Annotated in this window: 28 protein-coding genes and 1 rRNA gene; 18 read left to right on the top strand and 11 right to left on the bottom strand. The window is 51.0% G+C overall.

Translation table 11 applies throughout. The annotated features are described in order from the left end of the window. The first annotated feature begins 9 nt into the window (after positions 1–9). A 5S ribosomal RNA gene (rrf, locus tag ACOQPU_RS01950) occupies positions 10–126 on the top strand. Between the two features lie 53 nt (positions 127–179). Continuing rightward, on the top strand, positions 180–1,484 hold the full coding sequence (locus tag ACOQPU_RS01945) for an MFS transporter (RefSeq protein WP_420643451.1): 1,305 nt from the start codon (positions 180–182) through the stop codon (positions 1,482–1,484). Here ACOQPU_RS01945 and ACOQPU_RS01940 read toward each other — a convergent pair. Next, entirely contained in the window at positions 1,481–1,966 is a 486-nt protein-coding gene (locus ACOQPU_RS01940; RefSeq protein ID WP_420643450.1) for a GNAT family N-acetyltransferase, read from the bottom strand. The two genes, ACOQPU_RS01945 and ACOQPU_RS01940, sit on opposite strands and share 4 nt — an antisense overlap. A 225-nt stretch (positions 1,967–2,191) precedes the next feature. On the opposite strand from ACOQPU_RS01940, the gene ACOQPU_RS01935 reads away from it, so the two are divergent. The 6 genes from ACOQPU_RS01935 to ACOQPU_RS01910 all read left to right on the top strand — a co-directional run bounded on the left by ACOQPU_RS01935 (position 2,192) and on the right by ACOQPU_RS01910 (position 6,827). Continuing rightward, the gene (locus ACOQPU_RS01935) at positions 2,192–2,614 is read left to right on the top strand and encodes a VOC family protein (protein ID WP_420643449.1); all 423 of its coding nucleotides are present in this window, start codon (positions 2,192–2,194) and stop codon (positions 2,612–2,614) included. A 3-nt stretch (positions 2,615–2,617) separates the two neighbouring features. Then, complete coding sequence (locus ACOQPU_RS01930; protein ID WP_420643448.1) at positions 2,618–3,358, top strand: hypothetical protein; 741 nt, start codon at positions 2,618–2,620, stop codon at positions 3,356–3,358. A gap of 58 nt (positions 3,359–3,416) precedes the next feature. Then, the gene (locus ACOQPU_RS01925) at positions 3,417–4,652 is read left to right on the top strand and encodes an MFS transporter (protein WP_420643447.1); all 1,236 of its coding nucleotides are present in this window, start codon (positions 3,417–3,419) and stop codon (positions 4,650–4,652) included. Positions 4,653–4,724: 72 nt separating this feature from the next. After that, complete coding sequence (locus ACOQPU_RS01920) at positions 4,725–5,345, top strand: NAD(P)-dependent oxidoreductase (protein WP_420643446.1); 621 nt, start codon at positions 4,725–4,727, stop codon at positions 5,343–5,345. 450 nt (positions 5,346–5,795) lie between these two features. Then, a complete protein-coding gene (locus tag ACOQPU_RS01915) occupies positions 5,796–6,341 on the top strand; it encodes a DUF3307 domain-containing protein (RefSeq protein ID WP_420643445.1) in 546 nt (181 codons plus the stop codon). A 102-nt stretch (positions 6,342–6,443) separates the two neighbouring features. Further along, on the top strand, positions 6,444–6,827 hold the full coding sequence (locus ACOQPU_RS01910) for a response regulator (RefSeq protein ID WP_420643444.1): 384 nt from the start codon (positions 6,444–6,446) through the stop codon (positions 6,825–6,827). A 19-nt stretch (positions 6,828–6,846) separates the two neighbouring features. Here ACOQPU_RS01910 and ACOQPU_RS01905 read toward each other — a convergent pair whose 3' ends face one another. The 4 genes from ACOQPU_RS01905 to ACOQPU_RS01890 all read right to left on the bottom strand — a co-directional run bounded on the left by ACOQPU_RS01905 (position 6,847) and on the right by ACOQPU_RS01890 (position 10,883). Next, positions 6,847–7,506: a response regulator gene (locus tag ACOQPU_RS01905; RefSeq protein ID WP_420643443.1), complete on the bottom strand. Its 660-nt coding sequence runs from the start codon at positions 7,504–7,506 to the stop codon at positions 6,847–6,849. 1 nt (position 7,507) lies between these two features. Beyond that, entirely contained in the window at positions 7,508–8,989 is a 1,482-nt protein-coding gene (locus ACOQPU_RS01900) for a histidine kinase (RefSeq protein WP_420643442.1), read from the bottom strand. 52 nt (positions 8,990–9,041) lie between these two features. Further along, the gene (locus ACOQPU_RS01895; RefSeq protein ID WP_420643441.1) at positions 9,042–9,902 is read right to left on the bottom strand and encodes an ABC transporter permease subunit; all 861 of its coding nucleotides are present in this window, start codon (positions 9,900–9,902) and stop codon (positions 9,042–9,044) included. A gap of 87 nt (positions 9,903–9,989) precedes the next feature. Beyond that, the gene (locus tag ACOQPU_RS01890; protein WP_420643440.1) at positions 9,990–10,883 is read right to left on the bottom strand and encodes an ABC transporter ATP-binding protein; all 894 of its coding nucleotides are present in this window, start codon (positions 10,881–10,883) and stop codon (positions 9,990–9,992) included. A gap of 274 nt (positions 10,884–11,157) precedes the next feature. On the opposite strand from ACOQPU_RS01890, the gene ACOQPU_RS01885 reads away from it, so the two are divergent. Next, a complete protein-coding gene (locus ACOQPU_RS01885; protein WP_420643439.1) occupies positions 11,158–12,279 on the top strand; it encodes an endo-1,4-beta-xylanase in 1,122 nt (373 codons plus the stop codon). Positions 12,280–12,349: 70 nt separating this feature from the next. Here the strand turns inward: ACOQPU_RS01885 and ACOQPU_RS01880 are convergent, their stop codons facing one another. From ACOQPU_RS01880 to ACOQPU_RS01865, 4 genes are all read right to left on the bottom strand, one after another. Continuing rightward, on the bottom strand, positions 12,350–13,630 hold the full coding sequence (locus ACOQPU_RS01880; RefSeq protein ID WP_420643438.1) for a sensor histidine kinase: 1,281 nt from the start codon (positions 13,628–13,630) through the stop codon (positions 12,350–12,352). 61 nt (positions 13,631–13,691) lie between these two features. Further along, on the bottom strand, positions 13,692–14,561 hold the full coding sequence (hslO, locus tag ACOQPU_RS01875; protein ID WP_420643437.1) for an Hsp33 family molecular chaperone HslO: 870 nt from the start codon (positions 14,559–14,561) through the stop codon (positions 13,692–13,694). Between the two features lie 133 nt (positions 14,562–14,694). Then, positions 14,695–15,135, bottom strand: a complete 441-nt coding sequence (locus tag ACOQPU_RS01870) for an SRPBCC family protein (RefSeq protein WP_420643436.1) — start codon at positions 15,133–15,135, stop codon at positions 14,695–14,697. Positions 15,136–15,284: 149 nt separating this feature from the next. Next, positions 15,285–16,994, bottom strand: a complete 1,710-nt coding sequence (locus ACOQPU_RS01865) for a glutamine--tRNA ligase/YqeY domain fusion protein (protein WP_420643435.1) — start codon at positions 16,992–16,994, stop codon at positions 15,285–15,287. A 390-nt stretch (positions 16,995–17,384) separates the two neighbouring features. On the opposite strand from ACOQPU_RS01865, the gene ACOQPU_RS01860 reads away from it, so the two are divergent. The 9 genes from ACOQPU_RS01860 to ACOQPU_RS01820 all read left to right on the top strand — a co-directional run bounded on the left by ACOQPU_RS01860 (position 17,385) and on the right by ACOQPU_RS01820 (position 23,675). Then, on the top strand, positions 17,385–18,257 hold the full coding sequence (locus tag ACOQPU_RS01860) for a hypothetical protein (RefSeq protein WP_420643434.1): 873 nt from the start codon (positions 17,385–17,387) through the stop codon (positions 18,255–18,257). Between the two features lie 103 nt (positions 18,258–18,360). Next, positions 18,361–18,705, top strand: coding sequence for a hypothetical protein (locus tag ACOQPU_RS01855; RefSeq protein WP_420643433.1), 345 nt, complete (start codon positions 18,361–18,363; stop codon positions 18,703–18,705). Positions 18,706–18,729: 24 nt separating this feature from the next. Continuing rightward, on the top strand, positions 18,730–18,921 hold the full coding sequence (locus ACOQPU_RS01850) for an antitermination protein NusB (protein WP_420643432.1): 192 nt from the start codon (positions 18,730–18,732) through the stop codon (positions 18,919–18,921). A 139-nt stretch (positions 18,922–19,060) separates the two neighbouring features. Next, positions 19,061–19,954: an alkaline phytoceramidase gene (locus ACOQPU_RS01845; protein ID WP_420643431.1), complete on the top strand. Its 894-nt coding sequence runs from the start codon at positions 19,061–19,063 to the stop codon at positions 19,952–19,954. 127 nt (positions 19,955–20,081) lie between these two features. Further along, entirely contained in the window at positions 20,082–20,210 is a 129-nt protein-coding gene (locus ACOQPU_RS01840) for a hypothetical protein (RefSeq protein ID WP_420643430.1), read from the top strand. Positions 20,211–20,435: 225 nt separating this feature from the next. Then, positions 20,436–20,804: a VOC family protein gene (locus tag ACOQPU_RS01835; protein ID WP_420643429.1), complete on the top strand. Its 369-nt coding sequence runs from the start codon at positions 20,436–20,438 to the stop codon at positions 20,802–20,804. A 272-nt stretch (positions 20,805–21,076) separates the two neighbouring features. Continuing rightward, the gene (locus tag ACOQPU_RS01830; protein ID WP_420643428.1) at positions 21,077–22,102 is read left to right on the top strand and encodes a carbohydrate kinase family protein; all 1,026 of its coding nucleotides are present in this window, start codon (positions 21,077–21,079) and stop codon (positions 22,100–22,102) included. A gap of 134 nt (positions 22,103–22,236) precedes the next feature. Continuing rightward, positions 22,237–22,617, top strand: coding sequence for a PadR family transcriptional regulator (locus ACOQPU_RS01825; protein WP_420643427.1), 381 nt, complete (start codon positions 22,237–22,239; stop codon positions 22,615–22,617). A gap of 80 nt (positions 22,618–22,697) precedes the next feature. Then, positions 22,698–23,675 carry a hypothetical protein gene (locus tag ACOQPU_RS01820; protein WP_420643426.1) on the top strand — a complete coding sequence of 326 codons (978 nt, stop codon included), beginning with the start codon at positions 22,698–22,700 and terminating at the stop codon, positions 23,673–23,675. Here the strand turns inward: ACOQPU_RS01820 and ACOQPU_RS01815 are convergent. Then, on the bottom strand, positions 23,672–24,274 hold the full coding sequence (locus tag ACOQPU_RS01815) for an acyltransferase (RefSeq protein WP_420643425.1): 603 nt from the start codon (positions 24,272–24,274) through the stop codon (positions 23,672–23,674). The genes ACOQPU_RS01820 and ACOQPU_RS01815 overlap by 4 nt on opposite strands. Before the next feature lie 164 nt (positions 24,275–24,438). Then, positions 24,439–25,113: a DUF6483 family protein gene (locus ACOQPU_RS01810; RefSeq protein WP_420643424.1), complete on the bottom strand. Its 675-nt coding sequence runs from the start codon at positions 25,111–25,113 to the stop codon at positions 24,439–24,441. Position 25,114 lies beyond the last annotated feature (1 nt).

Here is a 25,114-nt window from a genome sequence, read left to right as displayed (position 1 = left end):
AGAAGGTCTCTTGGTGATTTGAGCGGCGAAGGTACACCCGGTCCCATCCCGAACCCGGAAGTTAAGCTCGCTAGCGCTGATGGTACTTGGGGGGTGACTCCCTGGGAGAGTAGGTCATTGCCAAGAGGCCTTTTTATTTTCCTCTTTTCCTCTATTTTTCCTAATTGAGCGGGTTGTTAATGCAAGAGTATATTTCTCTGTTAAGGCGGAATTTAGATTACCGTTATTTATGGTTGGGTAATGTTGTTTCGTTGTTGGGTGATTGGTTTAATCTGATTGCGGCAGCTGAATTGATAACAGAGTTGAGCAACGCTGGGGTAGCAATTAGCTACCTTTTTTTGGCTCGATTTTTGCCACTATTTGCCTTTAGTCCTTTGGCTGGTGTTTTAGCTGACCGGTATGACCGCAAAATGCTCATGGTGGTATCCGATGTTTTGCGGGCATTTGTGGTGTGGGGCTTCTTGATTGTGGGGATAACGGGGCAGGTGTGGCTTTTTTACTTGCTGACAGTGGCTCAGTTTGCTTTAAGTGCACTGTTTACGCCTGCGCGTTCCGCCGTGGTAGCGATGGTGGTTGACCGAAAGGAGTTGGTGACGGCAAATGCACTTGATAGCTTTACTTGGAGCACGATGCTGGCCCTTGGGGCGCTGCTGGGTGGAATCGTGGCGGCCGTTTTTGGAGCAGAGACGGCTTTTGTGCTAGATGGGTTTACTTTTTTGCTTTCGGGTTGGCTCATTAGCCGTGTTGTGTTGAAGGTTCAAGAATCTGCAGAGGGTGAAGGTAGCCAGGGTGGGTGGCTAGATTTTGTAGATGGGTTTCGTTATTTGTGGGGACGGCCGTATCTCCTGATTCTCAGCTTAATTAAGGCGACGGGGTCTTTGGTTTGGGGGGCTGTGAATGTATTAGAGATTAGTTTTGCGGAAAATGTGTTTCCTTTGACGATTTTTCCTCTTGCAGAAACGTTTCGAATTGAAGACGGAGGGACAGCCTCGCTGGGCATTATTTATGTCATTAGCGGTTTGGGGACTGGCTTGGGGCCGTTGTTCATGCGGCGGCTGTTGGGCAGTCGTCCGCCAAGGTTGATTTTGGGTTCAGCAATTGGCATGGTACTGGTATCGGTTGGGATTTGGGGGCTGGGCGTTGCGCCGACTTTCGGTTTGTTTTTGCTGGCAACGCTGGTGCGGACGGTTGGCAGTGGGACGATATGGGTGTTTTCGGCCGTTTTATTGCAAATTGTGGTGCCAGACAGGTACCGGGGACGGGTGTTTGCCTTTGAGTTTGCGATGTTAACGTTGACGCAATCCATTTCGACTTTGCTGGCGGGGATTTTCCAGGATTCACCGATGTGGGGATTGAACCAGACGACCGTACTATTTGCCGGGATGGGAGTGCTGTTTTCATTTGGTTGGATCAGTTTTTATACTTGGTCTAAGCGCAATTCGATGGATCAGCGTGTGCAGGCGTTTTGGTATGCAGGTGATTAAATTATTTTCTCAAAGTGAGTATCGCCGCCCCAGTAGCCGATGATTGTGTAGCCGTTGGTTTGGTAGAAGGTAATCGCGTTATGCCAGGTTTCGGTGGTTTCGAGGACGATTTTATTAAATTTGCGGCGTTTGGCGGCCGTTTCCAGGTGTTTCAAAAGTAGCTGCCCAATCCCTTGTCGGCGATTTTCTTTTTTGACTGACATCCGGACGATACGGCCAATTCTCTTTGCCCCTTTTTCTTGGATTAATGCCCCACAGCCAACAATTTCGCTATCTATGATGACCAATAAAAAAGTTCCCCCCTGATAACTTCGGGAGATGTTGTTGAGATCAGGATTAAGTGTGGGATCGAGTGTGCCCCAATGGTCAGTCAAACCATTAAGGATGAGTTTTTTGGTTGCATCTTGATCGGTTGGGTGGAATGGTCGTATATGTCTTGCTTCTCTTGTCACTTTTCTCTCCGTAGTCGATATATTAATCATATTTTACACTCATCTTTGATTGAATAGCACGAAGCATAGGTAGGGATTCAAGGTCGCTAATTCTGAACCATTTGATTCCACGAAGAGCTGATCCGGCAACGTAGAGGGGTGGAAAGAAGTGTGAAATTTTCATCATTGATAATACATAGACTATGGACAATACGACACGATCAGCTATATTTGCCAAACCTTGTTTAACTCAATAGAATTCGCATAGCCATTTTTATGAAATATAGACCCCCAATTGAACAGCAGATAACGTTTTTGCACGCGCAAGATTTAGCAGAAACGGCCGTCTTCTACGAACAAATCCTTGGCCTGAAGCTGGTGCTGGATCAGGGTAGCTGCCGCATTTACGCCAGTGGTGGGGATGCTTATTTGGGATTTTGCCAGACATTGGGGCAGCACATGGATGCGCTACCAGCGACCAACAACATCATGCTCACCCTGGTGACCCCAGACGTGGATGGGTGGCATGAATATCTGGTGGGGCAGGGGGTGGCCATCGAAAAACCACCAACGCTGAATGAGAAATTCAACATCTACCAATGCTTTGTGCGTGATCCCAATGGGTATTTGATTGAGATTCAGACTTTTTTAGACTCATCGTGGCCGAAGCCAACGCAACATTTAGAGAGTGGAGATTAGAGATTGGAGTCTGATTTACGAGACGAGAAATTTGATTGGGCGATTTACGTTGATGCCACGCTGGCCGGTTTGGCGATTCTCATCCCGATTCCTTTAGTCGATTTGCTGTTTGAGTGGATTTTTAAGCGGCGGATGCCGCAGGCAATTGCCAAGCGAAACGGCCGTACCCTTCCTCCAGAAATCGTTCGCCAAATTAATAGGGGGCAGATTAGCTGCGTAGGTTGCCTGTTGTGGCCGCTGGAGCTGGTTTGGCTGCTGCTTAAGCGCACCTACCGCACTATTTTGTACTTCCTCACAGTGAAAGAGGCGACAGACAAGCTCAGTTTATATTGGCATCGTGCCTATTTGCTGGACAAGATGATCGAACGAGGCGATTTAGCGCACCAGGAAGGGGCGGCGTTGGCTGCGCAGGCACTGCACCAGGTCTTGGACGAGCTAACAATCAGTCCGCTAACGCAGTTGGCACAGGAGGTTGTGGCCAATGTGCGCCATATTTTGCGCTCTAGCTGGCGGTGGCTGCGGCGCAAGCAAGAGGATGAGATGATGGCTCGCACGCGCACCCAAATGGCAACGGCGTGGCGGGATTTATCAGGCTATTTTGACGAGATTGGCCTTCAATACGAACAGCGGCTCGATCAGCTACATATTGCCCGCCTACAAGAAAGCATGATTGTGACTGATACTAGGGAAGAAACGGCCGCTTCCAAATCACCACCTCCCACAACAAACCCGTCCGATAATTAGCTGCCCAACCAGAAACAACAAGGAGAGGCTGCCAGCTCACTGTGCAGCCCATTTACCCATGAATTTTAGAAATATTGACCGACGGCTGCTCACCATTTTGCTCATCGTGTTTGTGCAGATGCTCGGGGCAGCGATGGCGTTGCCCATTTTGTTGCTTTATGCGCAACGGGAGTTTGAAATTCGGCCAGAATACAATGTGCTGCTGCTTTCTTCCTTCTTTGCAGCTCAATTTTTAGCTGGGCCGATTATTGGGCGGTTGTCAGATAAATACGGCCGTATTCCCATCCTCATCATTAGCCAAATTGGCACCGTGCTCAGCTTCATTCTCATCGGTGCAGCCCCAAACGTCACGATCCTGTTTATTGCCCGCATCCTAGACGGCATCACAGGCGGTAACATCATTGTGGCTCAGGCGTACATCACTGACATCACCCCGCCAGAAAAGCGTACGGAATCATTGGGCTACATCTTTGCTGCCTTTGGCTTGGGCTTTGTGTTTGGACCGGCGTTAGGGGGAACGCTTTCTTCCGTATTTGGATCGCGCATTCCCTTTTTTATGGCGGCTGTCGCGGCAGGCCTTACCGTTATCTTGACATGGCTAACGCTCAAAGAAACGCTTACCCTCGAGCAGCGCATCAAAAACCGAGCGGTGCGGCAAGGCGGTATTGCCCCAGCGGAAGTGGTCCGCAACACGCCCCTGTTGGCAATTTTATTAATTGCTTTCATTGGCCAGTTTGCACTTGGGTTGTTGCAGGCAACGTTTGCCCTTTTCGGAGATGCGGTGCTTTTTGCTGACTACAGTGACCGAATTGTGGATTTAGGCATTGGCATTTTATTGGCGATTGTTGGGCTGTCTCAATTTCTGACCCAAACGTTGCTCATTCGGCGGGTATTGCCCCGGCTGGGCGAGACGAATTTGGTGATTATTGGTGGCACCCTGCGTGCCTTCGGTATGTTTTTCCTGGCGATTGCAACTGCCCCCTGGCACGGCATTCCGGGTTCTATCTTGTTCCCAATTGGTATGGGGCTGATGATGCCGCCGCTGCAATCGTTGTCTACCCGCACAGTGCCGGAGGAAGTACGGGGTGGGGTGCTGGGACTCTATCAATCTACCGTTAGTTTGGCAACGATTTTTAGCACGGCGTTAGGGGGAATCGTGTTTGCCATAAACCCACGCTATCCTTACTGGCTGGGTATGGTGCTTTCTCTGGTTGCTCTGTTGCCAGCCTTTATTTTTTTGCGACGGCCGTTGCGCCAACCCTCATCAGAAACGGCCGTTTCCAACAAGCCATAGCCCGCAAGATAGCCAAAAATGGCGTTTTGATATAATTGTGCGACGCGAGAAGTAAAAAAAAAGCGAGGCATAATGATGAAATTAGCCGTATTTGGGGCAACAGGTGGTACCGGGCAAGAAATTGTCAAGCAGGCATTGAAAGCTGGGCATGAAGTAACCGTTCTGGTGCGGGACTCGTCTCGGCTCCATGTAAACCATGACAAACTGTATCTGGTAATTGGGAATGTACTTAATCTGGAAAAGGTAGAAGAAACGCTAGCAGGATCAGAAGCCGTCTGCTGTTCGTTGGGCAATACCGCCCATAATCCTGATTTTGTAGTATCTGACGGCACGCAAAACATCATTGCTGGCATGAGTAAGCAACATATCAAGCGGCTGGTAGTTGTCTCTGCGCTAGGGGTGGGGGATAGCCGCGACCGCGTTTCACGCTCTTTCAAAATGATGGTGAAAACAGTCTTGCGCAAAGCGTATGAAGACAAAGAGCGGCAAGAGCAGCTTGTGCGCGAAAGTGGTCTGGATTGGGTGATTGTGCGCCCTGGCGGCCTGACCAACGGACCAGCCACGGGTGAATATGAATTTGGTCTGGACCCGTCAATCGGAGGCGGGCAGGTTTCCCGGGCTGATGTTGCTGCTTTTGTCTTGCAACAGCTCTCAGAAGATACCTTCTTGCACCAAACCCCTGCTATTGCTTAAGTACCTGTCCGGATATTGGCCACAGAGTTCACAGAGAGCTGAGAGGCAAAGGTTCATTTCTCAGATTTCTCTTTTTCCTACTTCGACTTCGCTCAGTACAAGCCTATGGCTATTTCGGATAGATTCTAAATAAATAGTTGGTGAACCCCGCGTGAATAAGAAGACCCGCAAGTGACTTTTTGCTCATTTGCGGGTCTTTTATGTTGGATTGTCAACTGATTCACACTGGTGGCGTACGGCCGTATGCAGCCAATTTTTGCCAAAGCCATTACCCTGCTACGATGCCCTGGCATCGCTACTTGATAATTTATGTGAAAGCGGGAAGTTTGAACAAATACGTAGAAACAGTTCCCCGCTTTTTTTGTGTCTTGCCAGGCAAACCAAGGTGCTTGCGACCTCGCTATCTGCCCTTACCTTGTAAATAATTCTCTGGCAGATGATTTCTATTCAATGACAACATTTTTTACTTTACTATTGGCCCACTTATTGGCGGACTTTCCGCTGCAAACCAACCTCATTTTTCGCCTAAAAGTTGCTGGCAATATGGGGCTTGCCCTTCATGTAGCCATTCACGTGCTTATGACAGGCCTGCTGCTGCAAGACCCCGCGCAGCATTTGGATTTATTGCTTATTTTAGGTGTTGCCCATTTTCTAACCGATTGGATTAAAGTGCGTTTTCCCGGCGAGCCTCAATGGCCCGGATTTATTCTGGATCAGTTAGCTCATCTCTCAGCCATTGTATTGTTAGCAATTTGGTGGCCAGATGTTACGACGGTGTTGCCTCTCTGGTTACTGCTTCCCCTCATCCTGTTTGTATTTTTGCCCGCCGCACTGATGCTGCTTTGGGTTTGGGCCAACGATGCCCAGCAGCAAAATCGGTATCAGCAATCCCGCCCGGTCAACTGGGCCAGTCAACGGCTGCTGTCAATTTCACAGCGCACCGGTTGGATTGCCGTGGTGGTTGTGGTTGTCTGTCGGCTCATTTTGCTCTGGTAGGACTTTCTGCCTATGCTTTCCTACTGCAAAGCGTAGCCACAGCATGGTTTAATACGGAGCAGGAAAGCAGTACCATTATGCAGTAACAATTAGGAGAGCAATGTGAAGCAATCAATTCTGTTAGTCGATGATGAACCCAACCTGCGTGTGTTGCTGCGGCATATGCTAGAAACCGGCAATTTTGAAGTTGTAGAAGCTGAAGACGGCCTGGATGCGCTCGATAAGCTAAACGGGATGACCCCCGACTTGATGATTTTGGACGTGATGATGCCGGAACTAGACGGCGTGAGCCTGTGCAAGCAGCTAAGAGCTTCGTCTGAATTTGCCAAGCTGCCTATTGTTATGTTAAGCGGAAAAACGCAATATCAGGCGGTGCAGGAGGGCTTAGCCGCCGGGGCCAACCGCTATTTGTGCAAACCTATTACGGTCAATGAACTTATCGAAACGGTGCAAGAAGTCTTGGCGGAAGCAACGGCCGTTCCTTAACAACTTCCACCTCGCTGCGTTAAGCGTCGTCTCGACGCACAACCCCCTCACGCCAAGCCAAAACGGCCGCTTGCGTACGGTCGGCCAGGTGCAATTTGCTCAGGATGTTGCTCACATGGCTTTTGACGGTCTTTTCGCTGATGACCAACTGCTCGGCGATGCTGCTGTTGTTGGCCCCGGCAGCAATTAGGCGCAGCACCTCCATCTCCCGATCACTCAGTTCCGTAAATACGTTAACAGCTTCCTGACGTGTGCCGTGCAGCTCTTGCACGACGCGGGCGGCCACGCGCGGGTGCAGCACCGCCTCACCCTGAGCCGCTTGCCGTACCGCATTCGCCAGGGCCACTGGTTCGATGTCCTTTAGCAAGTAAGACAGTGCCCCGGCGCGAATGGCAGGGAAAATATGCTCATCCTGGTGGTAAGAGGTAAGCATAATGATTTGGGTGCGGGGACTTTGGGCTTTTACCGCGCGCGTAGCGGCAACCCCGTCCATGCCGGGCATCACCAAATCCATCAGCACCACGTCCGGGGCGTGTTCGGCGGCGAGGGTGACGGCCGTTTCCCCCGAATCGGCCTCTGCTACCACCTCAATATCGGCCTGGGCCTGCAAAAACGCCCGCACCCCCTGCCGCACCATCTTGTGATCATCCACCAGTAAAACCGTAATTTTGTCACTCATTTCAATGTCCACTGTCTTCTAGGGGCACGGTGGCCGTTATTTGGGTTCCCTGGCCGGGTGTGCTGTGAATGGCAAGACGGCCGTTTACAGCCACCAATCGTTCCTGCATGCTGTTCAAGCCCATGCCGTGTGCTGTCTCATGTGTGTCAAAGCCTTGGCCATCATCGGCAATTGTCAAGGTGAAGGTTGCCTCTTGCCAAGCCAAATGGAGGAACACAGTAGATGCCCCGCTATGCCGAGCCACGTTGGCCAACGACTCCTGCGCCACGCGGAACAATGGCTGCTCAATATTGAAGGGTAACGGCCGTTCGCCAGAGGTCTTTACGTCGGCAGCAATGGCCGTGCGGCGTGACCAATCTTTAGCGTAGTCGCGCAGTGCCTCAACCAATCCCTTATCTTCCAGTGCCGCTGGCCGCAGTTCCTGAATGAGGCCAGTGAGTTCTTGCTGCGCTTGCCGCGCGAGCTGTTTCGCCTCTTCCAGATGGGTTTTAGCAGCTGCCGGATCGCTGTCCAGCATTGTTTGGGCGGCACCAAGCTGCATGGCGGTGGCAAATACCTGCTGTTTTACTGAATCATGCAGGTCGCGGGCCAGCCGGTTCCGCTCTTCCAGCGTGGCCAGCTCAGCGCGAGTTTGCACCAAGTTTTGGAGCTGTTCTGCCATTTGGTTGAGCCGACGTGCTAGTTGGCCAATCTCATCACCAGAATCGTCTTGCACGTAGGCAGAAAAATCGCCCCGGCTCCAGGATTCGGCCGTTTGGCCAAGCTGGCGCAGGCGGCGGCTGAAGCTGCGTGAAGCAATAAAGCCAAAAACGGTGCCCACCCCGCCTGCCAGGATAAAGATGATGAACAATAGCGGTAAAATGCCCAAAATGGTGTTGGCTGTGAACATGTCTGAATTAGCGCTGGGTAAATCCATCACCAGGAAGAAGACGCCTAACAGCTCACGGTCTGCACCAAATGAAGGAACGGCCACAAAAATGTCATTGGTTTCGGGGTGAACGGCCGTTACCAGTTCCGGATCGCTTTCTCCTAGCAGTGCTTGTTCGTAGGCGGGCAGTGCTTCTTCAAATAGCAACGCCGTCACAGGCTGGCTCAAATCGTCGCCTGGTTCCAGTGCCAGCAGGTTGCCTGCTGGGTCTACAACGGCCGCAAAGGAGACATCGGAAAAGCGCACGGTGCTGACGCCGACACCGCTGGTAGATTCAACCAGGAACTCATCTCCTTGCTGGGAGCTGTCTAGCCAGGCACGCAGGCCGTCCAGATCGGGCGGGTCTTGGGCTAAAAATTCAGCAATCCGGGGGCTCGCCGGGCGCAGCACTGGCTGAAAAGCGGTGGCAACATCGGGAATGAACAGACCTATGATGGAGGCGGCAATGAGGAAGAGAATGAGAAAAACGGCCGCTGCTACTGCCGTTGTGACCCATGTGTAAGAGAGGGTGAGTTTCCATTGCAAGGTGCGGAACCGACGGAAGAAGTGTCTCATGATTCAAGTATATGTCGTAGAGACGTTGCACGGCAACGTCTCTAAAAATAATTTACCCACCCAAATCTTGCCGCCGGAAAGCCAGCACAGCCAATCCGACAAACAAAATGGTGTAAAAAGCAATACCGAAAGCGGCCGTTTCGGGAGTGACATCACTTGGAACGGTAGAAATTAATCCTGTATCGACTGTGGCGCCAACACGATTGAGGGACGTGAGGCTGTTGCTGAGACCACCGGGTAAATAATGGGGAATATCGCCCCAAAAGCCGCCCACAAATCCAAGAAACTGCCGCAACACGCCTTCAATCAACATGGCGTAGGCTAAACCGCCGCCTACGGCTACAACGGTGGAACGCGTTGCCACTGCCAGTAAGAACGTAAGTGCCGCGTAGGGCAGCAGCGTGTAGGCTGTCCGCAGCACGCTCAAAAATGCCTGCCACCAATCTACCTCGGCAATGGGCAAGCTGCCCTGAATGCTTTGGGTAATGAAGCCAGTCGTGATGGCACCCCCAACGAATGCAGCCATGACGATGAGAAATGCGGGCAGGAGTACGGCCGTAAACTTTGCCAGCATCAACACCGGGCGAGAGACGCCGTGGCTCAGCCAGAGCTGCATGGTACGCCAGCCGTACTCTTGTGCCGTGAGCGTGCCCACCAAAATGACGATAAATAACCCCCCGAGGCCGCTGCCAGCGGTCATATCAATGCCCAGGAGGAGCGCCAGCGGCCAGGCGACCAGCTCTTCCACTGGTCCATCTGCGGTGATGACCACGTTGCTGTCGGTTGATTGGCTGGCGAGGTAGATGATTAACGGAATCAAAACGGCCGCTGCTGCCGCAATGGCCATTTCAATCCACAAAATTTTGCGATTGGTTAACTTCTTTTGTTCCACAGATACCATTTGCCAAAACATGAGATTTTCCTTTTAAGTGGTTGGTTGCTAGTGGCTAGTGGCTGGTTGCTGATAAAAGAAACTAACCACTAAAACTAACCACTAAAACTATTTCGTTAATTCCAAAAACAGGCTTTCCAAATCTGACTTCTGGGTCACGACTTCGCTAGGAATGATGCTGTTTTGTGCTAGATGGGCCACGGCCGTTTCGCTCTCGATGCCGCTTACCTGCACATACCCGCCGTTGATCACAACCTTTGCCTGGGGCAGTTGGACCAGCAATTCTGCCGCCTGATCTGGATTTTTCACTTTGAGCCGTACCGACTGATCACTTTGATTTAGAAGCTCTTCCACCACGCCCTGAGCCACAATTTCACCCTGACGGGTGACGGCGATGCGGTCGCACACTTGCTCTACCTCGTGCAGCAGGTGGCTGCTGAGGAAAATCGTGATGCCGTCGTCGGCTAGCTGGCGGATGAGGGTGCGAACTTCGCGCATCCCAGCGGGGTCTAGTCCGTTGGTTGGTTCATCCAGAATGATGAGTGACGGGCGATGCAGCAGAGCCGCCGCCAGCCCTAACCGCTGTTTCATCCCGGTGGAGAAGCCTGCCACCTTGCGCTCGGCGGCGGCGGTTAGACTTACCAGCTCTAGAACTTCCTTGATACGGCCGTTGTCCACCCCCTTGTGCAGCCTGGCCACCAGCTCCAGATTTTGCCGTGCCGTCAGGTAGGGCACCAGCGACGGGGCACCTACCAAGGAGCCAACCTGCTTCAGCGCACCGTTTTGGCTGGGCGTTACCGGCTGGTCGAACAGGGTAATGCGCCCGGCGCTGGGATGAATGAGCCCTAACACCATGCCGATGGTGGTGGTCTTACCGGCGCCGTTTGGCCCCAGAAAGCCAAACACTTCTCCCTGCTGCACACGCAAATTGACGGATTGAACGGCCGTAACTGCCCCAAAATTCTTGCTCAGATCATCGGTCTGTAAAACGATGTGGTTCATGCGAAGCCTCCGTTAGTGGCTGGTGGTTAGCGGCTAGTCGTTGAAACAAGTTACTAAAACTAACCACCAAAACCAGCCACGAATGAATAACTGTTCTGAGTGTAAACAACATGCCAGGCAATCACATCAGCCCAAAGAACCAAAGCCACTCCGCCCGCAGGCCCATTGCGGGGTAAACAGCCAGTTGCCGTACAAAAGCAGGCGCAAAAAATGGTACGCTACACAGATGAAGCGATTTATCTGGCTTGTTTGGCTGTTAGGATTGATGGCTTGTATGTCTGATCAGGTTGTGGAAACAGCAACGGCCGTTCCCACCGCCACGTCCCTACCCAATGCGTGCACCCAGTTTGCAGATATAGTTGTGCCAGAAACGGCTGTACCGCCCGCCAGCATTACTGCTGCCACAACACCCCCGCCACGCCACGCGGTGCATACGCTATTTGTGGATGCAACCATTGCCAACTTGGCCGTTGAGGCTGGCTTCGACACGATTGTGCAGGTGCTGCCCTGGCGAGAGGTGCATCCTGCGCCAGACCAATTTGAGTGGGCGATGGCCGATGCGCTGGTGCAAACCGTGCGTCAGAGCGGGTTGAATTTGGTGCTGCGGCTGGATATGCCGCCGGAATGGGCTGCGCAAAACGATCCAGCAGGGCTACCATTTAATTTGGCGGCGTATGGGGAATTTGTAACGGCCGTTGCCCAACGTTACCAGTCGCAAATTCTGGGCTACATCATTTGGAACGAGCCGAATTTGGCCGCCGAGTGGAGCCGCTCTGGTGGGAATTTGGAAGATCATTGGGCCAGCTTTGACGGCTGGGTGGCTGAGCCTGCCGATTATGTGGGGGTGCTGGGCGTTGCCTTCCGCCAAATTCGCGCGGCTGATCCGCAAGCATTGGTGGTAGGCGGTGGCTTGGCTCCCACCAACGAAATTTCGCCTCGCGCCGTGGATGACCGCATTTTTCTAGAACAGCTTTGGGCAGCGGGCATGGTCGATTGCATAGACGTGCTGGCGGTTCATGCGTACGGCTTTGGTTTATCGCCAGACGCGCCGGATGAGATTCGTAACAACCTTAATTTGGGGCGTATTGCCCAAATGCATAACATTATGCAGGCAGCGGACTTAGACAAACCAATCTGGATTACGGAACTGGGCTACACGGTGACAGATGGCAACCAGCCCGCCGTCTCTAAGGGGCAGCAGGCGGACTATTTGCTAGCGGCACGGGCGCGAGCAGAAGCTGAGTGGCCCTGGGTGCAACTGTTTACGGTGTGGAATTTGGTATACGGCCGTTCTCCCCACGACGAAATGGGCGGATATAGCCTTATCAACCCTGACCTGTCGCCCCGGCCCGCCTTCTTCGCTTGGCGGCAAGAAACACTTAGCGAGGACAAATAAAAATGTCTCATTCGAGGGGGGAGCATTCTTAAATGCGACCAGCATCTGAGGATGCCTTGCTCCTCACGGATTAGTTAGGCAGGGTGATGCTGAGTTGGAAGCCTTGCTGGGGAGCGGTGTGGATTTGCATACGGCCGTTTAGCAATTGTACGCGTTCTTTAATGCCGACCAAGCCAAAACTGGCGGCCGATTTGTTGTTCAGGTCCGCGCCTGTGCCGTTGTCTTGCATTGTGAGAACCGTCTGTTTCAGATCGTAATGCAGCAAAATATCGACGCGGGAGGCACGGGCATGCTTCCGAACGTTGGTAAACCCTTCCTGCACGGCTCGGTACAGCGTTAACGCCACCTTTGGATCCTGTTCTGTTGGTTCCCCCTCAATCTGCAAACTAACGATAAGACCATTTTCACGAGCATCCTCTGCTAGCTTGTCTAAGGCTTCAGCCAACGTTTGGTTTTCTAGTGGCGATTCACGCAGGGCACCTACAGAGTGGCGGACGGCCGTTAGCCCTTCTTGTGTCAGGTTTTGGGCCTTGTTTAGTGCATCCTGCGCCTTGTCCGGGTTTTGGGTCATGATGGTTTTGGCGGCCTCGATTTGCACGTTGACTACGGTGAGGTAATGACCCAGATTGTCGTGGATTTCACGGGCGACGCGGTTACGTTCCTGCATGATGGCCAGCTCTTCTACCTGGGCGGCGTACTCGGCCAGGCGATGATTGGCCTGCTGCAAATCGACGGCCAGTCGCTGTACCTCGCTGCGGGCGTTGTTTTCTCGCACGGCAATGCTGGTAAAGATGAGGGTGAAGACCAATGCCGCGCTAATTGACAGGAGATCAACGACGGTTTCTAGCCACGGTTGGTCAGGGAAGTAGATGATCCAAAGCAGCCCCAAAAGAATGAGGCTGACAACGGCCGTAAATCGCCAGCTTCGTGAAATACTTTGTGCCGCAATCGGTAATATCAATATCCAGAAGCTGCCACTGGTCGTGCGCGATAGGAGCATCAAGGCAGCGACAAGCCCAATTTGTATGCCAAAGTAGAGGTAGGGGGCAATCCTTAGGTGTAAGTAACGCTCATGCAGCATCATCCCGCCCGTACCGTTGACGAGGTACACAACCCACACCAGCAAGGTCAAGCCGATTTGCCAGGCAGGCAGCGCCCAAAACCTAGAGTCGAACAGCAGTGGCAACAGGGCGACAATCGCCAAGATTATTACCACAACATTGACGCCAATGTTGGTAAATCGCTCGACGGCTGGCTCTCGCTCGACGAGGATGTCGCCAATGGGCTGGGATTCTAAACGGTTCAGTTCGGTCATGGTGCAGGTATTGTAAACAGGAAGGAAGATTCGCACAAAACGGCCGTCGGCTGGGACTTGCTATTTGCGCGCCAAATCATCACGGTCCCTAGTGACGTTATAACGTTTCAATCAGGTCGATTAGCTCTTCGCGGCTGAAAATGTATTGCTCATGGCAAAAATGGCAATCAACCACCGCCTCACCTTCCGTGGCAATAATATGTTCAAGTTCGGCCGCACCCAACGAAATGAGGGCTTGCTCGCTGCGAGAGCGGCTACAGCCACATTCAAAGCGCAACGGCCGTTCCTCTAGCAATTTATATGGCATCTTTCCAAACACGAGAGCCAGCACCTCTTCCGGCGTTTTGCCGCTGTGCAGCAAATCGGCCACTGGGGGTAGCTCTTGAATGTTGTTGCGGAGCTGGTTGACGATGTCGGTTTCGTATGGCGGCATGGCTTGAATGAGCAGGCCACCAACCGCTTCCAACGTGCCTTCCGCATCAACAATGTGGCTAATCTCGATGAGAGAGGGGATTTGCTCAGACTGGTTGAGAAAGAAGGTGAGCTCGGCGGCGATGTCGCCACTGCCTAGCGGAACGGTGCTTTCTACCAATTCAGGCAGCAGCACGTCTCGTACCACCGTGAGTAGGCCGGTGTCACCCAGGGCGGCAGCAACCTGTTCGCGGCTCAGGTCGGGTAGATCGACGAGTGGTTGGGAGACATAGCCCCGGATACGGCCGTTGCTGTCTGACTCTACCAAGATTTTTTGTAGGGGGCCGCTACCCTCAAATTTAATGGCAATCCGCTGCCGCACCTTGAGCATCGCACCCATCAGTGCCGCCCCAGTAAGGCCGTGCGCCAGGGCGATGCCAGCGATGGGGAAGGTGCCGTGCCGATCGGCCGCTTCCAAGGCCAGTTTTGTATTGCTTGAAATAATAACACGCACCCCGGCTTCCCGAGCCAGGGCGCGTACTAAATAATCGTTCACAACGTTTACCTCTTTGGTTCTAATTTCTTGGGCAATTATACGTTGTTTGGACGCTGGTGGCAGGTAATAAAAAAACGGCCGTTTCCAGAAACGGCCGTTGTCATCTACGCAATAATGCTTAATTAATGTAAGTTTACGCCGAGGATTGCTCCACTAGAGCCACAAAGCGATCCATATCTTCGTTGGAGCGTTTTTGGATGGAGCCTTTGACAAAGGGGGCCATTAGGCGGAAGAGTCCTTTGAAACGGTACTCGGTTTCCATGATCCATTTGGTGCGATTATTGTCCAACGCTTCAAAACGGTTGGTAATGGCGTTGAAGACGGTGCTGTTATCGTAGGTGCCAGAGAATGAGGCAGGTTTGTTTCGGGCAGTAATGGTTTCGATGAGGGAGACGGTACGGCCGTTTTCATCATAAACCAGCTTCGAGACCGCTCCCGGCTGCCCCAGTTCGCCGCTCTGATGCTCAAATTGTTGCAAGGTAGGCTGCCACTTCTTCAAATTTTCGGTATTGTCAAAGGCTTGCCAAACGGCTTCCCGGCTGGCTCGAATAACGCGCTCGTTCGTAAATTTCATGGGATTCTCCTTTTAGTTGCGAGTTGTTTGTTGTTAGTGGCTAGTTGATTATGCTACTTACTAGCAACCAACCACCAACTACTACAACATTAGAATAGCTGAGAACCTCATCGAAATCTTGACTTTTCTTGCTGTTTTCTGTGTTTTGCTTACTTCACTTTTGCCCAAGAGTCGCGCAGAGCCACGGTGAGGTTGAAGACGGGGTGGTCTTCAGTGCTGTCTGGGTCTTTGGCATAATAGCCTTGGCGCATAAATTGGTAGCTCGCGCCAATTTCAGCAAAGGCGAGGCTCGGCTCTACTTTGGCATTGTCCAGAATTTCTAGCGAATTGGGATTGATGTTGGCAGTAAAATCTTGGCCTTCCTCATCCACTTCTTCCGGGTTGGGGCGGTTGAACAGGGTGCTGTATTGACGCAGTTCGGCATTGAGTGCGTGCCGGGCGCTGACCCAATGGATGGTGCCGCGTACTTTACGGCCGTCTGGCGAATTTCCGCCGCGCGATTCAGGATCGTAGGTGCAGCGTAGTTCTACCACGTTGCCGTCGGCATCTTTAATGGCCTCGTTGCAGGTGAGCAGATATGCACCCAGGAAGCGCACTTCCCGCCCTTCGCTGAGTCGGTAAAACTTGCGGGGCGCGTTTTCCATGTAATCTTCTTGCTCCACAAATAGTTCCCGGCTAAACGGTACCTGCCGCGTGGTGATGTTGCTTTTGTCTTGCGGATAAACGGGAATATCGAACCATTCCTCTTTATCTTCTGGGTAGTTGGTGACGATGACGCGTAACGGCCGTAACACCGCCATTGCTCTGGGGGCGTGTTGGTTGAGTTCGTCCCGAACGGCCGCTTCTAGCATGGCCAAATCGACGGTGCGGTTGTACCGTGCCATGCCCACGCTGTCTTGGAAGTTGCGGATGGCTGCTGCGGGGTAGCCGCGCCGCCGCAAGCCGACGATGGTCGGCATCCGGGGGTCGTCCCAGCCGTTCACATGCCCTTCCTGCACCAAGCGGATGAGCTTGCGCTTGCTGGTGATGGTGTGGCTAATGCTCAAGCGGCCGAACTCAATCTGCTGCGGATGGTGGGCAATGTCGATCTGATCTAAAAACCAGTCGTACAAGGGGCGGTGGTTCACGTATTCCAGCGAGCAAAGCGAATGGGTAATGCCCTCGATGGCGTCTGATTGGCCGTGTGCCCAGTCGTACATGGGGTAGATGCACCATTTGTCGCCGGTGCGCCAGTGCGGGGCTTTGAGGATGCGGTACATGGCGGGGTCGCGCAGGTTGATGATGGGCGAACTCATGTCGATTTTGGCGCGTAAAACGCGGGAGCCTTCCTCAAATTCGCCATTTTTCATCCGCTCAAACAGGTCTAGATTTTCTTCAACGGAGCGATCACGGTACGGGCTGTTTTTGCCCGGCTCGGTGAGCGTGCCACGATATTGGCGCATCTCTTCCTGGCTCAAATCATCGACGTACGCTTTGCTTTCTTTGATGAGGTTGATGGCCCATTCGTAAAGCTGGTCGAAGTAGTCGGAGGCGTAGTAGAGGCGGTCTTCCCAATCGTAGCCCAGCCATTGAATGTCGTTCATGATGCCTTCAACGTACTCCGTTTCTTCTTTAGTGGGGTTGGTGTCGTCGAAGCGGAGGTTGAACAGCCCGCCAAATTGGGTGGCGATGCGGTAGTTGGTGTGGATGGCGTTGGCGTGGCCGATGTGCAGGTAGCCGTTCGGTTCGGGTGGGAAGCGGGTGTGGACTTTGCCCTGGAAACGGCCGTTTTCAACATCTTTGGCAACGGCCGTACGTAAAAAATCGCTCACGGCATCTGGTGTATCTGCCTCTGGCTTGGGATCAACAATCTTGGTCATGGTGTGTTCCTTATAAAAAATGAACGCAAAGGCGCGGAGGCGCAGAGGAGAACTCCTTTTAGCACTATGGCGTCTTTGCGTGATGATTCCGCAAAATGTCTCCTGATCATAAGCCATTCAAGCCAGGATGCAAATCAATTTACCAGCCAACAGCAGCCAAATGAGGGTGATTGTCAGGAAAGTTTTTTTTGTTATGATGCCTAGGCACTTTTGTTTTTTGAGTAGATGTGGTGGGGAACGGCCGTTTTGTTACTATAGATAGTAAGAAGCAACACTTACTGAGTAGTGCAGGTCAATAAGCGTTCAAGCGTTAGGCGGGCTAGTACAACAAAACGAACTGTCCGAAACAACCCCTGTGCGCGTAACATCAGACCAAATGAGGATAAAACTATGAAGCAACAGATAAAAAAAATCGTTTTCTTGAGCATGATTTTTACGATGTTCTTTTTCGGCGCATGCAGCATGATGCCCCCCACCCTCCTCGAAATCGATGCGTTTAACGAAATTTCCGATATTGCGACCTTTCAGGGGAACCCTGAGAGCAATATAGTTGTTGTTAACAGCCAGGGAGGGCCTATGACAGAGCTTGAGGACGGATTATTGCGTGATTTTATCTCTGAAACGAAAGCCCAATCGGTTTTATTTGTGAATGTACACCAAGCACAGACCCAAAACCCCGCTCAATTTACCGATGCAGATATTACTTTTGAACAAGCCAAGCAGTATGATGCACAGAGTATAGCCAACTTAAAGCGCGTTATTGATTTTTTTAAAGGCCAACAAGGAAAAAAAGTCTATGTTCTTGGGATATCCTTTGGGGCTTTTACGACACAAGAATTGATCGCCGTACATGGCATTGATGTTGCTGACGGCTATCTCATCATCGTGGGGCGTTTGGATATAGACGAAGATATTTGGCAGCCCTTTAGCCAGGGAATCTATACAGGATATGTTTATGATGATATTGGCAACTACACTATTGAGCCACTAGAAGATGATTTTAGTATCTCGGACCGAAATATGGCGCGGTTAGCGGCTGGTCTGGGGTACAATCGTTATACAGATGAACTCGATCCTATTAGTGACCTATCCAAAATCACCTATGTCTATGGTGATAGGGACGAGCAAGTTGGACCACTTTCTCCCTCAGAAATTCAATTTCTAGAAGGAAAGAACGCACATGTTATTTCTGTCAGCGGGAATCATGATGACGCCATCGCGATAGGTTTATCGCACTTAAAACAAACTTTTGGTATACCGTAAGTGGTTACGCAGCGACCACGCCCCTGTCTCTATTTTCTGTCTTCTTGTTGGCAAGACCCCTTTTTGCAGCGGAATCAATAATTCAACTGAATATGGAATTGATGTGGAACGCTCACGCACAATGGAACATATAGTAAATGTAGGCAGAGAAATTAACGGAGAACTCCATAGTATGATTTCTCTAGGTTTGCAAAGACACTATGGTGTTGAGAATGGACAGATTGAAGAGCGTTCCTATACAATACACTTAACCGCTGCTGAAAATAGCTGGATTGAATATACAGTAAACTGGCGGTATATATGGCGTGAGGGAGAGATTGCAGTGACTCAGCAAGATGGAACAGAGAAGAAGTATCCATATCGAATTCGTTCGGCTGGATTTGAAATGAAAGTGGTCTTACTTATCCTCACTCTTAGCCTCAAAGAGGTTATTAAGGTCACAACTTAAGTTAAGGAAATCAAGGAGAATAAAATGAACGGAAGCGAAATCGCAACACAAGGTAGTCAATATGCTGTAGGACTCGTGACTGTAGCATTATTAAATGCAGGTTTGGCTCAAAGTAAAAATCGAAGTGGTTTACTTTGGTTTTTTATTTCCTTACCGTTAGGGCCAATAGCAACACTATTACTTGTTGCAATGAAAAAACAGCCAGAAATAGAGTAGTAACGAAAACCGCTAACACGGCATTCAAACGGACAATTTAAAGTTGGCTTTTGTTCGCGCTTCACTATTTTAGCCAACTTATAAAGAGCAGCTTAAACAACTCAACGGCGGGCTTTAATTGAGAAAAAGGAAGCATATTATGGTTAATGAAAAAGAAGCATTGCGAAGGAAGCGGATTAAGCAGCTAGGGTTGGTCGTGGTCATTGCGATTATGGTCGTATTTCTAATGCCTAGAATCACCCAAAGTCAATCATATCATACGTTTACAGATGATGTTGCTCGCCGCATAGCGAGAGAGGATTTTGAAGCGGGGGAAGAGTTAATCCTAAACTTTAGCTTAGGCAACGTTTTGTCGAATGCGGCTTTTCTTATTATCGGTATTTGGGGGCTTATAACATTATGGAAACAATATCGAAAACCAACCGCATTTGCCAGTCGTTCTGAAATGTGGCCTTACGTCATATTTTTTGTGGGCATTTGTTTAACCGCTTTTGGCTCTGCTTACTATCATCACAACCCTAATGATGAGACATTGGTTTGGGATCGATTGCCAATGACCATCAGTTTTATGTCACTGCTAACCATCTTATTGGCAGAGCGGGTTAGTTTGCGATTGTCGCGCATTTTATTCATCCCACTTCTTGCAATTGGCATTTACAGCGTGATTAGTTGGGCTATTGAAAACTATTTTTTCGGCAATGGTGATTTACGCCTTTATGTTCTGGTACAATTTTTGCCGTTGGTTCTCATATTACTGATTGGCAGATGGTTTCCCTCACGCTATACACATGGTAGCTATATTTATTTGCTATTCGGTTTTTATGCGTTTGCTAAGTTATTAGAAGTGTTAGACACGGAAGTATTTCTCCTTTCGCATTTGCTTTCACCTTGGCTGATCAGCGGTCATGAAGCGAAGCATATTATTGCTGCTATAGGCACTTATGTATTGATTCCAACGTTGAAGAAACGAACGGTAAAGCGGGTTGATGAGCAGTTAGAAGCTGATCTTTCAACTGAAGTCGTGGTGGAATAATGTCGGCAAAAGATTCTCTCATCGTTGTTTCCGCTCTGTATAGCAATGCCACCCACAGCGAAAAAGATTGCGCCAATACAGGTGTTGCTATGTTCAATCTTCCCTAGCTCTGGACAAGGTCTTCTGAATGGCCCGCCTACTTTGCCAGTGCGAAGACGGCCGTCTTCCAGAGGCAACGGCCGTTTTTCCCATCAACCCCACAATTGACAAGAGAAGTGGCGCGGTGGGGATACCGACCACAGCAGTCCCCTTTTGAAATTGGTCGGAAACGGCCGTTTCAAAAGGGTAATTTTATTTGTTGAGTAGATGTGAGGGTGGGGAACGGCCGTATTGCTACTATAGGTAAGAAGCAAAATTATTATAGTAGTGCAGGTTAATAATAGTTGGGGCGGCTTATGCAACTGAACGGGGCGACGGAATACGAAAATTACCAGTTATGAGGTCTCTAATTGGACTGTTTATTCAAGGAGAGCAAATCCAAATGAACAAGCTAAACAGTATTGACTTAATGGTTTCTGATGTTCAAGCGGCAGCAAAGTTTTTCGAGGAAATTGCGGGAATGGAACTGAGGTTTAGTAATGAAAGATTTGCTGAACTTGTGTCCGATGACTTTGTAGTTATGTTGAGCCCAGATGCTATGATTCCAACTGAAAAAGCAACAGGCATTATTCTTCATTTTGCAGTTGAGGACGTTACAAACAGCTTACAGATGGCAAAAGAAAAGGGTGCATCGGTACTGTTGGATGTCACAAAGACCGAGTGGGGTACAGAGTCAGCAATGGTAAAAGGACCAGAGGGAGTTGTAGTTGACTTCTACAGAAATCTTGATGAAACGAGCGTATCAAGCTAAATACGAATGGCTTCCCAACAGAACTTGCAGCCGACGCGAATCACCGGATGCAATCGCGTCGCTGCGCGGCCTAACAAGCGGTTGCACCCGACCCCACAAGAGGGCAGGTGATTCTTGCTCTGATAGGGTCTTTGGTCAACGCAAAATCCCTGCATGGCTGCGTTCGGCGGGACGCCGAACCGCCTACTTTGCCAATGTGAAGACGGCCGTAATCGACGGCAACGGCCTGAGATGAACGTAATGTGCTGGATGAGCTTTGATGAGGGTTTGGCATGACATCTGTCGTCGCGGTTGGTGCTGTTACCGTTGGCATAAATCTGACTTCTAGCCGTGCGGAGCTTCGCGAATTGGGTCTTACGCCGGGCAGCTACACAGAGCCCTCTGTGGATCGCATGGAGGAACTCCGCCTCGCGCTTGAAAATAGTCGTGGCACCCTTCCCGATCCCCGTAGCGGCGGTTCCGTTGGCAACAGTGCAGACCTTATTGCCCGTGCTGGCATAAGCTGCGGATTTATGGGTGTTGGCGGAAATGACACCTTCGGCAGAGCCTTTGTCGCCAATTGTAAGAGAGCCTCACTTGCCTTCCTCTCCGAACTCGAGAATGGTGCCGTTACGGGGTATGATTTCTATCTTCACGATGAGGAGGGTGTGCGCACGATTGTGTTGACGCAGGGGGCAAACGCCCTGTTGCGTCCTGCCCACATCTACATTGGCGCAGTTCAAGGTGCGGAGCTGCTGTTGCTTGATGGTGCTGCCCTCTCTTTTGGGCCAGAATCTGAAGCCGCAATGGCGTATGGTGCCCAAGCCGCAGAGGCGGCAGGTGTTCCTTTTGTGCTTACCCTTGCCAGCACCCGGATTGTTGATGGCTACCGTGATTTCTACACTATATTTGCGCCAAAAGCGCAGATGGTGTCCGGAAACCTTGAGCAAACGGCCGTGCTGGTAAACCTTGCGCCAGCGGCATCCCTTGACGAAGTAAGAATCGAGCTTGCTAAAACTCAGATTGATGCGATTGTGACTTTGGACGCAGGGGGTGCCTTCGCCCGGTTCGGTGATGAAGCGTTTCTAATGCCTACACAGGAAATTGAACCAGTAGATACCACCGGAGCTGGCGATGCTTTCCTCGGCGCGTTCATCGTGGCGAGAAAGAAGGGCCTCCCTGTTCGCCAGGCACTTGCCGTCGGGAATGTTATTTCCGGTGAAGTGATTCAATATGAAAGTGCTCGGCTGCCGCTAAGCGTTGATGTGCCTGGACTCATGCGCAAGGCAGTACGATTCGCTGCAACTCTTGACGATTAAGTTTGGCTCTGCGATGTTGTGAAGGTAAACTGCCAAGCCCTTTGACCTGTTAGTTTTGATTTGAAACGGCCGTTATGCGGCCGTTTTTTTTGCCTAAATCCAAATCAAAAATACTTGAGTATTGACATTACTGTATGATATACAGTATAATGCGCCACATGGCTACGATGAATGAAAAAGAAGCACTTTACGACAAACTTTTACTAGAGCTGCGGCGTGGCGTGCTCATGCTGGCCGTACTCAGCCAATTGCAAGATGAGCAATATGGCTACTCGCTCAAACAGTCGCTGGACGCCAAGGGGATGGAAATCAACGAAGGAACGTTATATCCACTGCTGCGGCGTCTGGAAGGCCAAGGCTTGCTAGAAAGCGACTGGCTGGTGGTAGACGATGCTCGCCCGCGCCGCTACTACAAAATGAGCCAGGAAGGCGAAACGGTTTTTGCCAATCTCACCCAGGAGTGGCAAGCGTTGGTGGTCGTAATGAATGAATTGCTGGGTTTGAAATCGAAATGATTTAGCCACAGAGATCACGGAGAGTTTTGAGAATTTTTCTTTTTCCTCTGTGACCTCGGTGGCAAAAATAGAGGTATCTGATGAATACAAATGAGATGATTGACCGCTATGTGAATGAAGTAGGTGGCAAATTGCCGCGCAAGATGCGAGCAGATATTGAAATGGAGCTGCGCTCGCTGCTGCTGGACGCATTGGAAGAGCAGAGTGATGGCGAGCCAACGACCAAAGAAACGGCCGTTTTCCTCCAAGAATTTGGCCATCCCGATAAAATTGCTGCCCAATATCGCCCCGAAGAGGTGCTCATTGGCTCAAAGCTCTTCCCCATATACAAAATTGTGGTCACCGTGACCGTATCCATCATCGGGGTGCTGCATTTGCTGTGGCTGGGGTTGGCTTTGTGGCAAGGTGGCGGTGCAGACTGGCTGGGCACAGCGACAGAATTATTCTTTTCATTCGGCCGTTCCGCCATTTTGAACGCCGGCATCGTGACGCTGATCTTTGCCATTATTGAACGCGTGGCGGCAGATCAGCTGGCCTTGCCAGATAAAAGCAATTACGAATGGGACCCGTTCTCACTGCCACCTGTTAAAGACCCAGATCGCATCAATCGCGGCGAGCTAATTGCCGGTATTTTCTTTGGCGCACTTTTCCTGGTGTGGCTAAACATTTTCCCCAACTGGCTGGGCGGAACGAACTTTGGTGAGGAAACCACGGGAATTTGGGTTTTGGTCACGGCCGAATTTATGGCCCTCATTCCCCTGTTTAGTGCGTCGCTATTGTTGGATGTGGTGCTGAAAACGGCCGTACTCATTCAAGGTCGCTGGAATCGCATCACCCGCTGGATTGAAGTGGGTACAAGCATCTTTGGTCTGTACGTGGCCTACCGCATCTTCAGTTTGGAGCAGATTTCGACGGTGCCATTTTTTACCACAATGGTCAAAATTGGTCTGGCCGTGGTGCTCGTAATTGGGACTTTAGAAGTTGTAGGGAAACTGATGCGGCTGTTGTTTGGACGGCCGTTTACCCCCCGTACCTTCATCAAATCCAAGCTGGCCTAATTTGGGTAGGTCATTGGGGATTGATGCTGTTTGGGTGGAGACGGCCGTTTCACGGATGAGTGTCCGGACAGATGGCGGATGACACGGGCTGGCACACCTGCCACTACCGTCTGTGCCGGCACATCCTTTGTAACAACTGCACCGGCAGCCACAACAGCCCCTTCACCCACCGTTACACCCGGCAGCAAAATGACCCCAGTGCCAATCCAAGCATGATCTTCGACCTTGATTGGTGCAGATTCGCTGCCGCGCTTGCCATCCTCCACCGGATGCAGCGCATGGCCAACTGTTTCAAACGAGACGCGAGGGCTAATCTGGCAATATGTCCCAATTTCAATGCCCCCACCGCAGGCAAGGCGGCAATCTGAATTGATAAACACCTCTTTGCCAACGGTTAATTTGCCCTGCGTTACCTCAATTCCAGGCATAATTGCCACCGAATCGGCAATCTTTGCTCCCGCCCAGCGCAGCAGCCAGGGGCGATAATAGAAGTTAAACAGATCGAGATTGGGACCGTGGCCAGCCAGATAGGTGAGGATGCTACGAAACTGCCAGCCAAACAAAAGGGTACGTAGAAATCTGCGTAGTTTGAGGATCAAAAGATTTTTCCTAAATTGTGAACTATACAAGTTGTTGAGCGGCTCGCCCAAGTTAAATGTGTCACACAACTCTTACAAAATAAGTATCAAACTTGTTGCCCGTCTGTTTTCTTGGCAACCTGAACAGATTTTTGGTCACATACTTTGTATGAAGGGGACGGTCGTTACTGGAGGTTGTCACGCAAGTTTAGCAGCTCGGTCAGGCTCGCCTCTGCCTCATCACGCGGCAGGTTGCCCGCTAGCAGGACCGCATCATTTTCAGCCAAAATGGCGCGGTAAAAGGCAATGCCCTGTTCAATGACCTGAATTGCTCCGGGTGCTTGGTCAACCATCTCAAATAGCACATTTTCAGCCTCATCAAGCTGGCCCAGCCGGTGGTAATAGCGCAGCAGCAGTTGGTTTAGATGGACGGGCAGGTGATACGGAGCTAGCACAGCAACCAACGCCTCAACCTCTGGTGTGTACGTTGGCAGCGGCGTGCCATCATCATCTAGTAATGCTTCCAAAAACAGCTCTAACGCGCTGGCAAACGATTGAAAACTCTCAGTCCCAGCACCTTGTTCCCTCTGAATTTTGCCTGCCTCGTGCAGCAACGTGGCCCCCGCCAGTAATTTAGCCTGGCGCATATCTACCTCTTCGCCAAAGGTGAGCTGGGTTAAAGGCTCACGACCAAACAGGCGGGTAATGAGCGTACCATTTAGCCCAAACAAGGATTCCAGCGATTCGTCAATCACTGTCAGAGCCGCGTCGTACCTTTTTTCGGCGGTGAGCCCGGTGATGCGTTGAATCACCTCGACCATAAACTCAATTTGGCGCATGATATAATCGCGTCGGTACAAT

It is taken from the genome of Candidatus Leptofilum sp., assembly GCF_965223285.1.
In the GTDB taxonomy this organism is placed as follows: Bacteria; Chloroflexota; Anaerolineae; order Promineifilales; family Promineifilaceae; genus Leptofilum.
This window is presented reverse-complemented; position numbering and strand designations above follow the sequence as displayed.

Bases quoted from the DNA above. Each gene is read 5' to 3' on its own strand.
- ACOQPU_RS01840 (WP_420643430.1), top strand. From the start codon at position 20,082: ATGGCCCGCCTACTTTGCCAGTGCGAAGACGGCCGTCTTCCAGAGGCA.
- ACOQPU_RS01850 (WP_420643432.1), top strand. From the start codon at position 18,730: ATGAACGGAAGCGAAATCGCAACACAAGGTAGTCAATATGCTGTAGGA.
- ACOQPU_RS01940 (WP_420643450.1), bottom strand. From the start codon at position 1,966: ATGATTAATATATCGACTACGGAGAGAAAAGTGACAAGAGAAGCAAGA.
- ACOQPU_RS01900 (WP_420643442.1), bottom strand. From the start codon at position 8,989: ATGAGACACTTCTTCCGTCGGTTCCGCACCTTGCAATGGAAACTCACC.
- ACOQPU_RS01920 (WP_420643446.1), top strand. From the start codon at position 4,725: ATGATGAAATTAGCCGTATTTGGGGCAACAGGTGGTACCGGGCAAGAA.
- ACOQPU_RS01865 (WP_420643435.1), bottom strand. From the start codon at position 16,994: ATGACCAAGATTGTTGATCCCAAGCCAGAGGCAGATACACCAGATGCC.
- ACOQPU_RS01915 (WP_420643445.1), top strand. From the start codon at position 5,796: ATGACAACATTTTTTACTTTACTATTGGCCCACTTATTGGCGGACTTT.
- ACOQPU_RS01925 (WP_420643447.1), top strand. From the start codon at position 3,417: ATGAATTTTAGAAATATTGACCGACGGCTGCTCACCATTTTGCTCATC.
- ACOQPU_RS01830 (WP_420643428.1), top strand. From the start codon at position 21,077: ATGACATCTGTCGTCGCGGTTGGTGCTGTTACCGTTGGCATAAATCTG.
- ACOQPU_RS01945 (WP_420643451.1), top strand. From the start codon at position 180: ATGCAAGAGTATATTTCTCTGTTAAGGCGGAATTTAGATTACCGTTAT.
- ACOQPU_RS01870 (WP_420643436.1), bottom strand. From the start codon at position 15,135: ATGAAATTTACGAACGAGCGCGTTATTCGAGCCAGCCGGGAAGCCGTT.
- ACOQPU_RS01845 (WP_420643431.1), top strand. From the start codon at position 19,061: ATGGTTAATGAAAAAGAAGCATTGCGAAGGAAGCGGATTAAGCAGCTA.
- ACOQPU_RS01835 (WP_420643429.1), top strand. From the start codon at position 20,436: ATGAACAAGCTAAACAGTATTGACTTAATGGTTTCTGATGTTCAAGCG.
- ACOQPU_RS01825 (WP_420643427.1), top strand. From the start codon at position 22,237: ATGATATACAGTATAATGCGCCACATGGCTACGATGAATGAAAAAGAA.
- ACOQPU_RS01895 (WP_420643441.1), bottom strand. From the start codon at position 9,902: ATGTTTTGGCAAATGGTATCTGTGGAACAAAAGAAGTTAACCAATCGC.
- ACOQPU_RS01890 (WP_420643440.1), bottom strand. From the start codon at position 10,883: ATGAACCACATCGTTTTACAGACCGATGATCTGAGCAAGAATTTTGGG.
- ACOQPU_RS01885 (WP_420643439.1), top strand. From the start codon at position 11,158: ATGTCTGATCAGGTTGTGGAAACAGCAACGGCCGTTCCCACCGCCACG.
- ACOQPU_RS01820 (WP_420643426.1), top strand. From the start codon at position 22,698: ATGAATACAAATGAGATGATTGACCGCTATGTGAATGAAGTAGGTGGC.
- ACOQPU_RS01935 (WP_420643449.1), top strand. From the start codon at position 2,192: ATGAAATATAGACCCCCAATTGAACAGCAGATAACGTTTTTGCACGCG.
- ACOQPU_RS01860 (WP_420643434.1), top strand. From the start codon at position 17,385: ATGAAGCAACAGATAAAAAAAATCGTTTTCTTGAGCATGATTTTTACG.
- ACOQPU_RS01905 (WP_420643443.1), bottom strand. From the start codon at position 7,506: ATGAGTGACAAAATTACGGTTTTACTGGTGGATGATCACAAGATGGTG.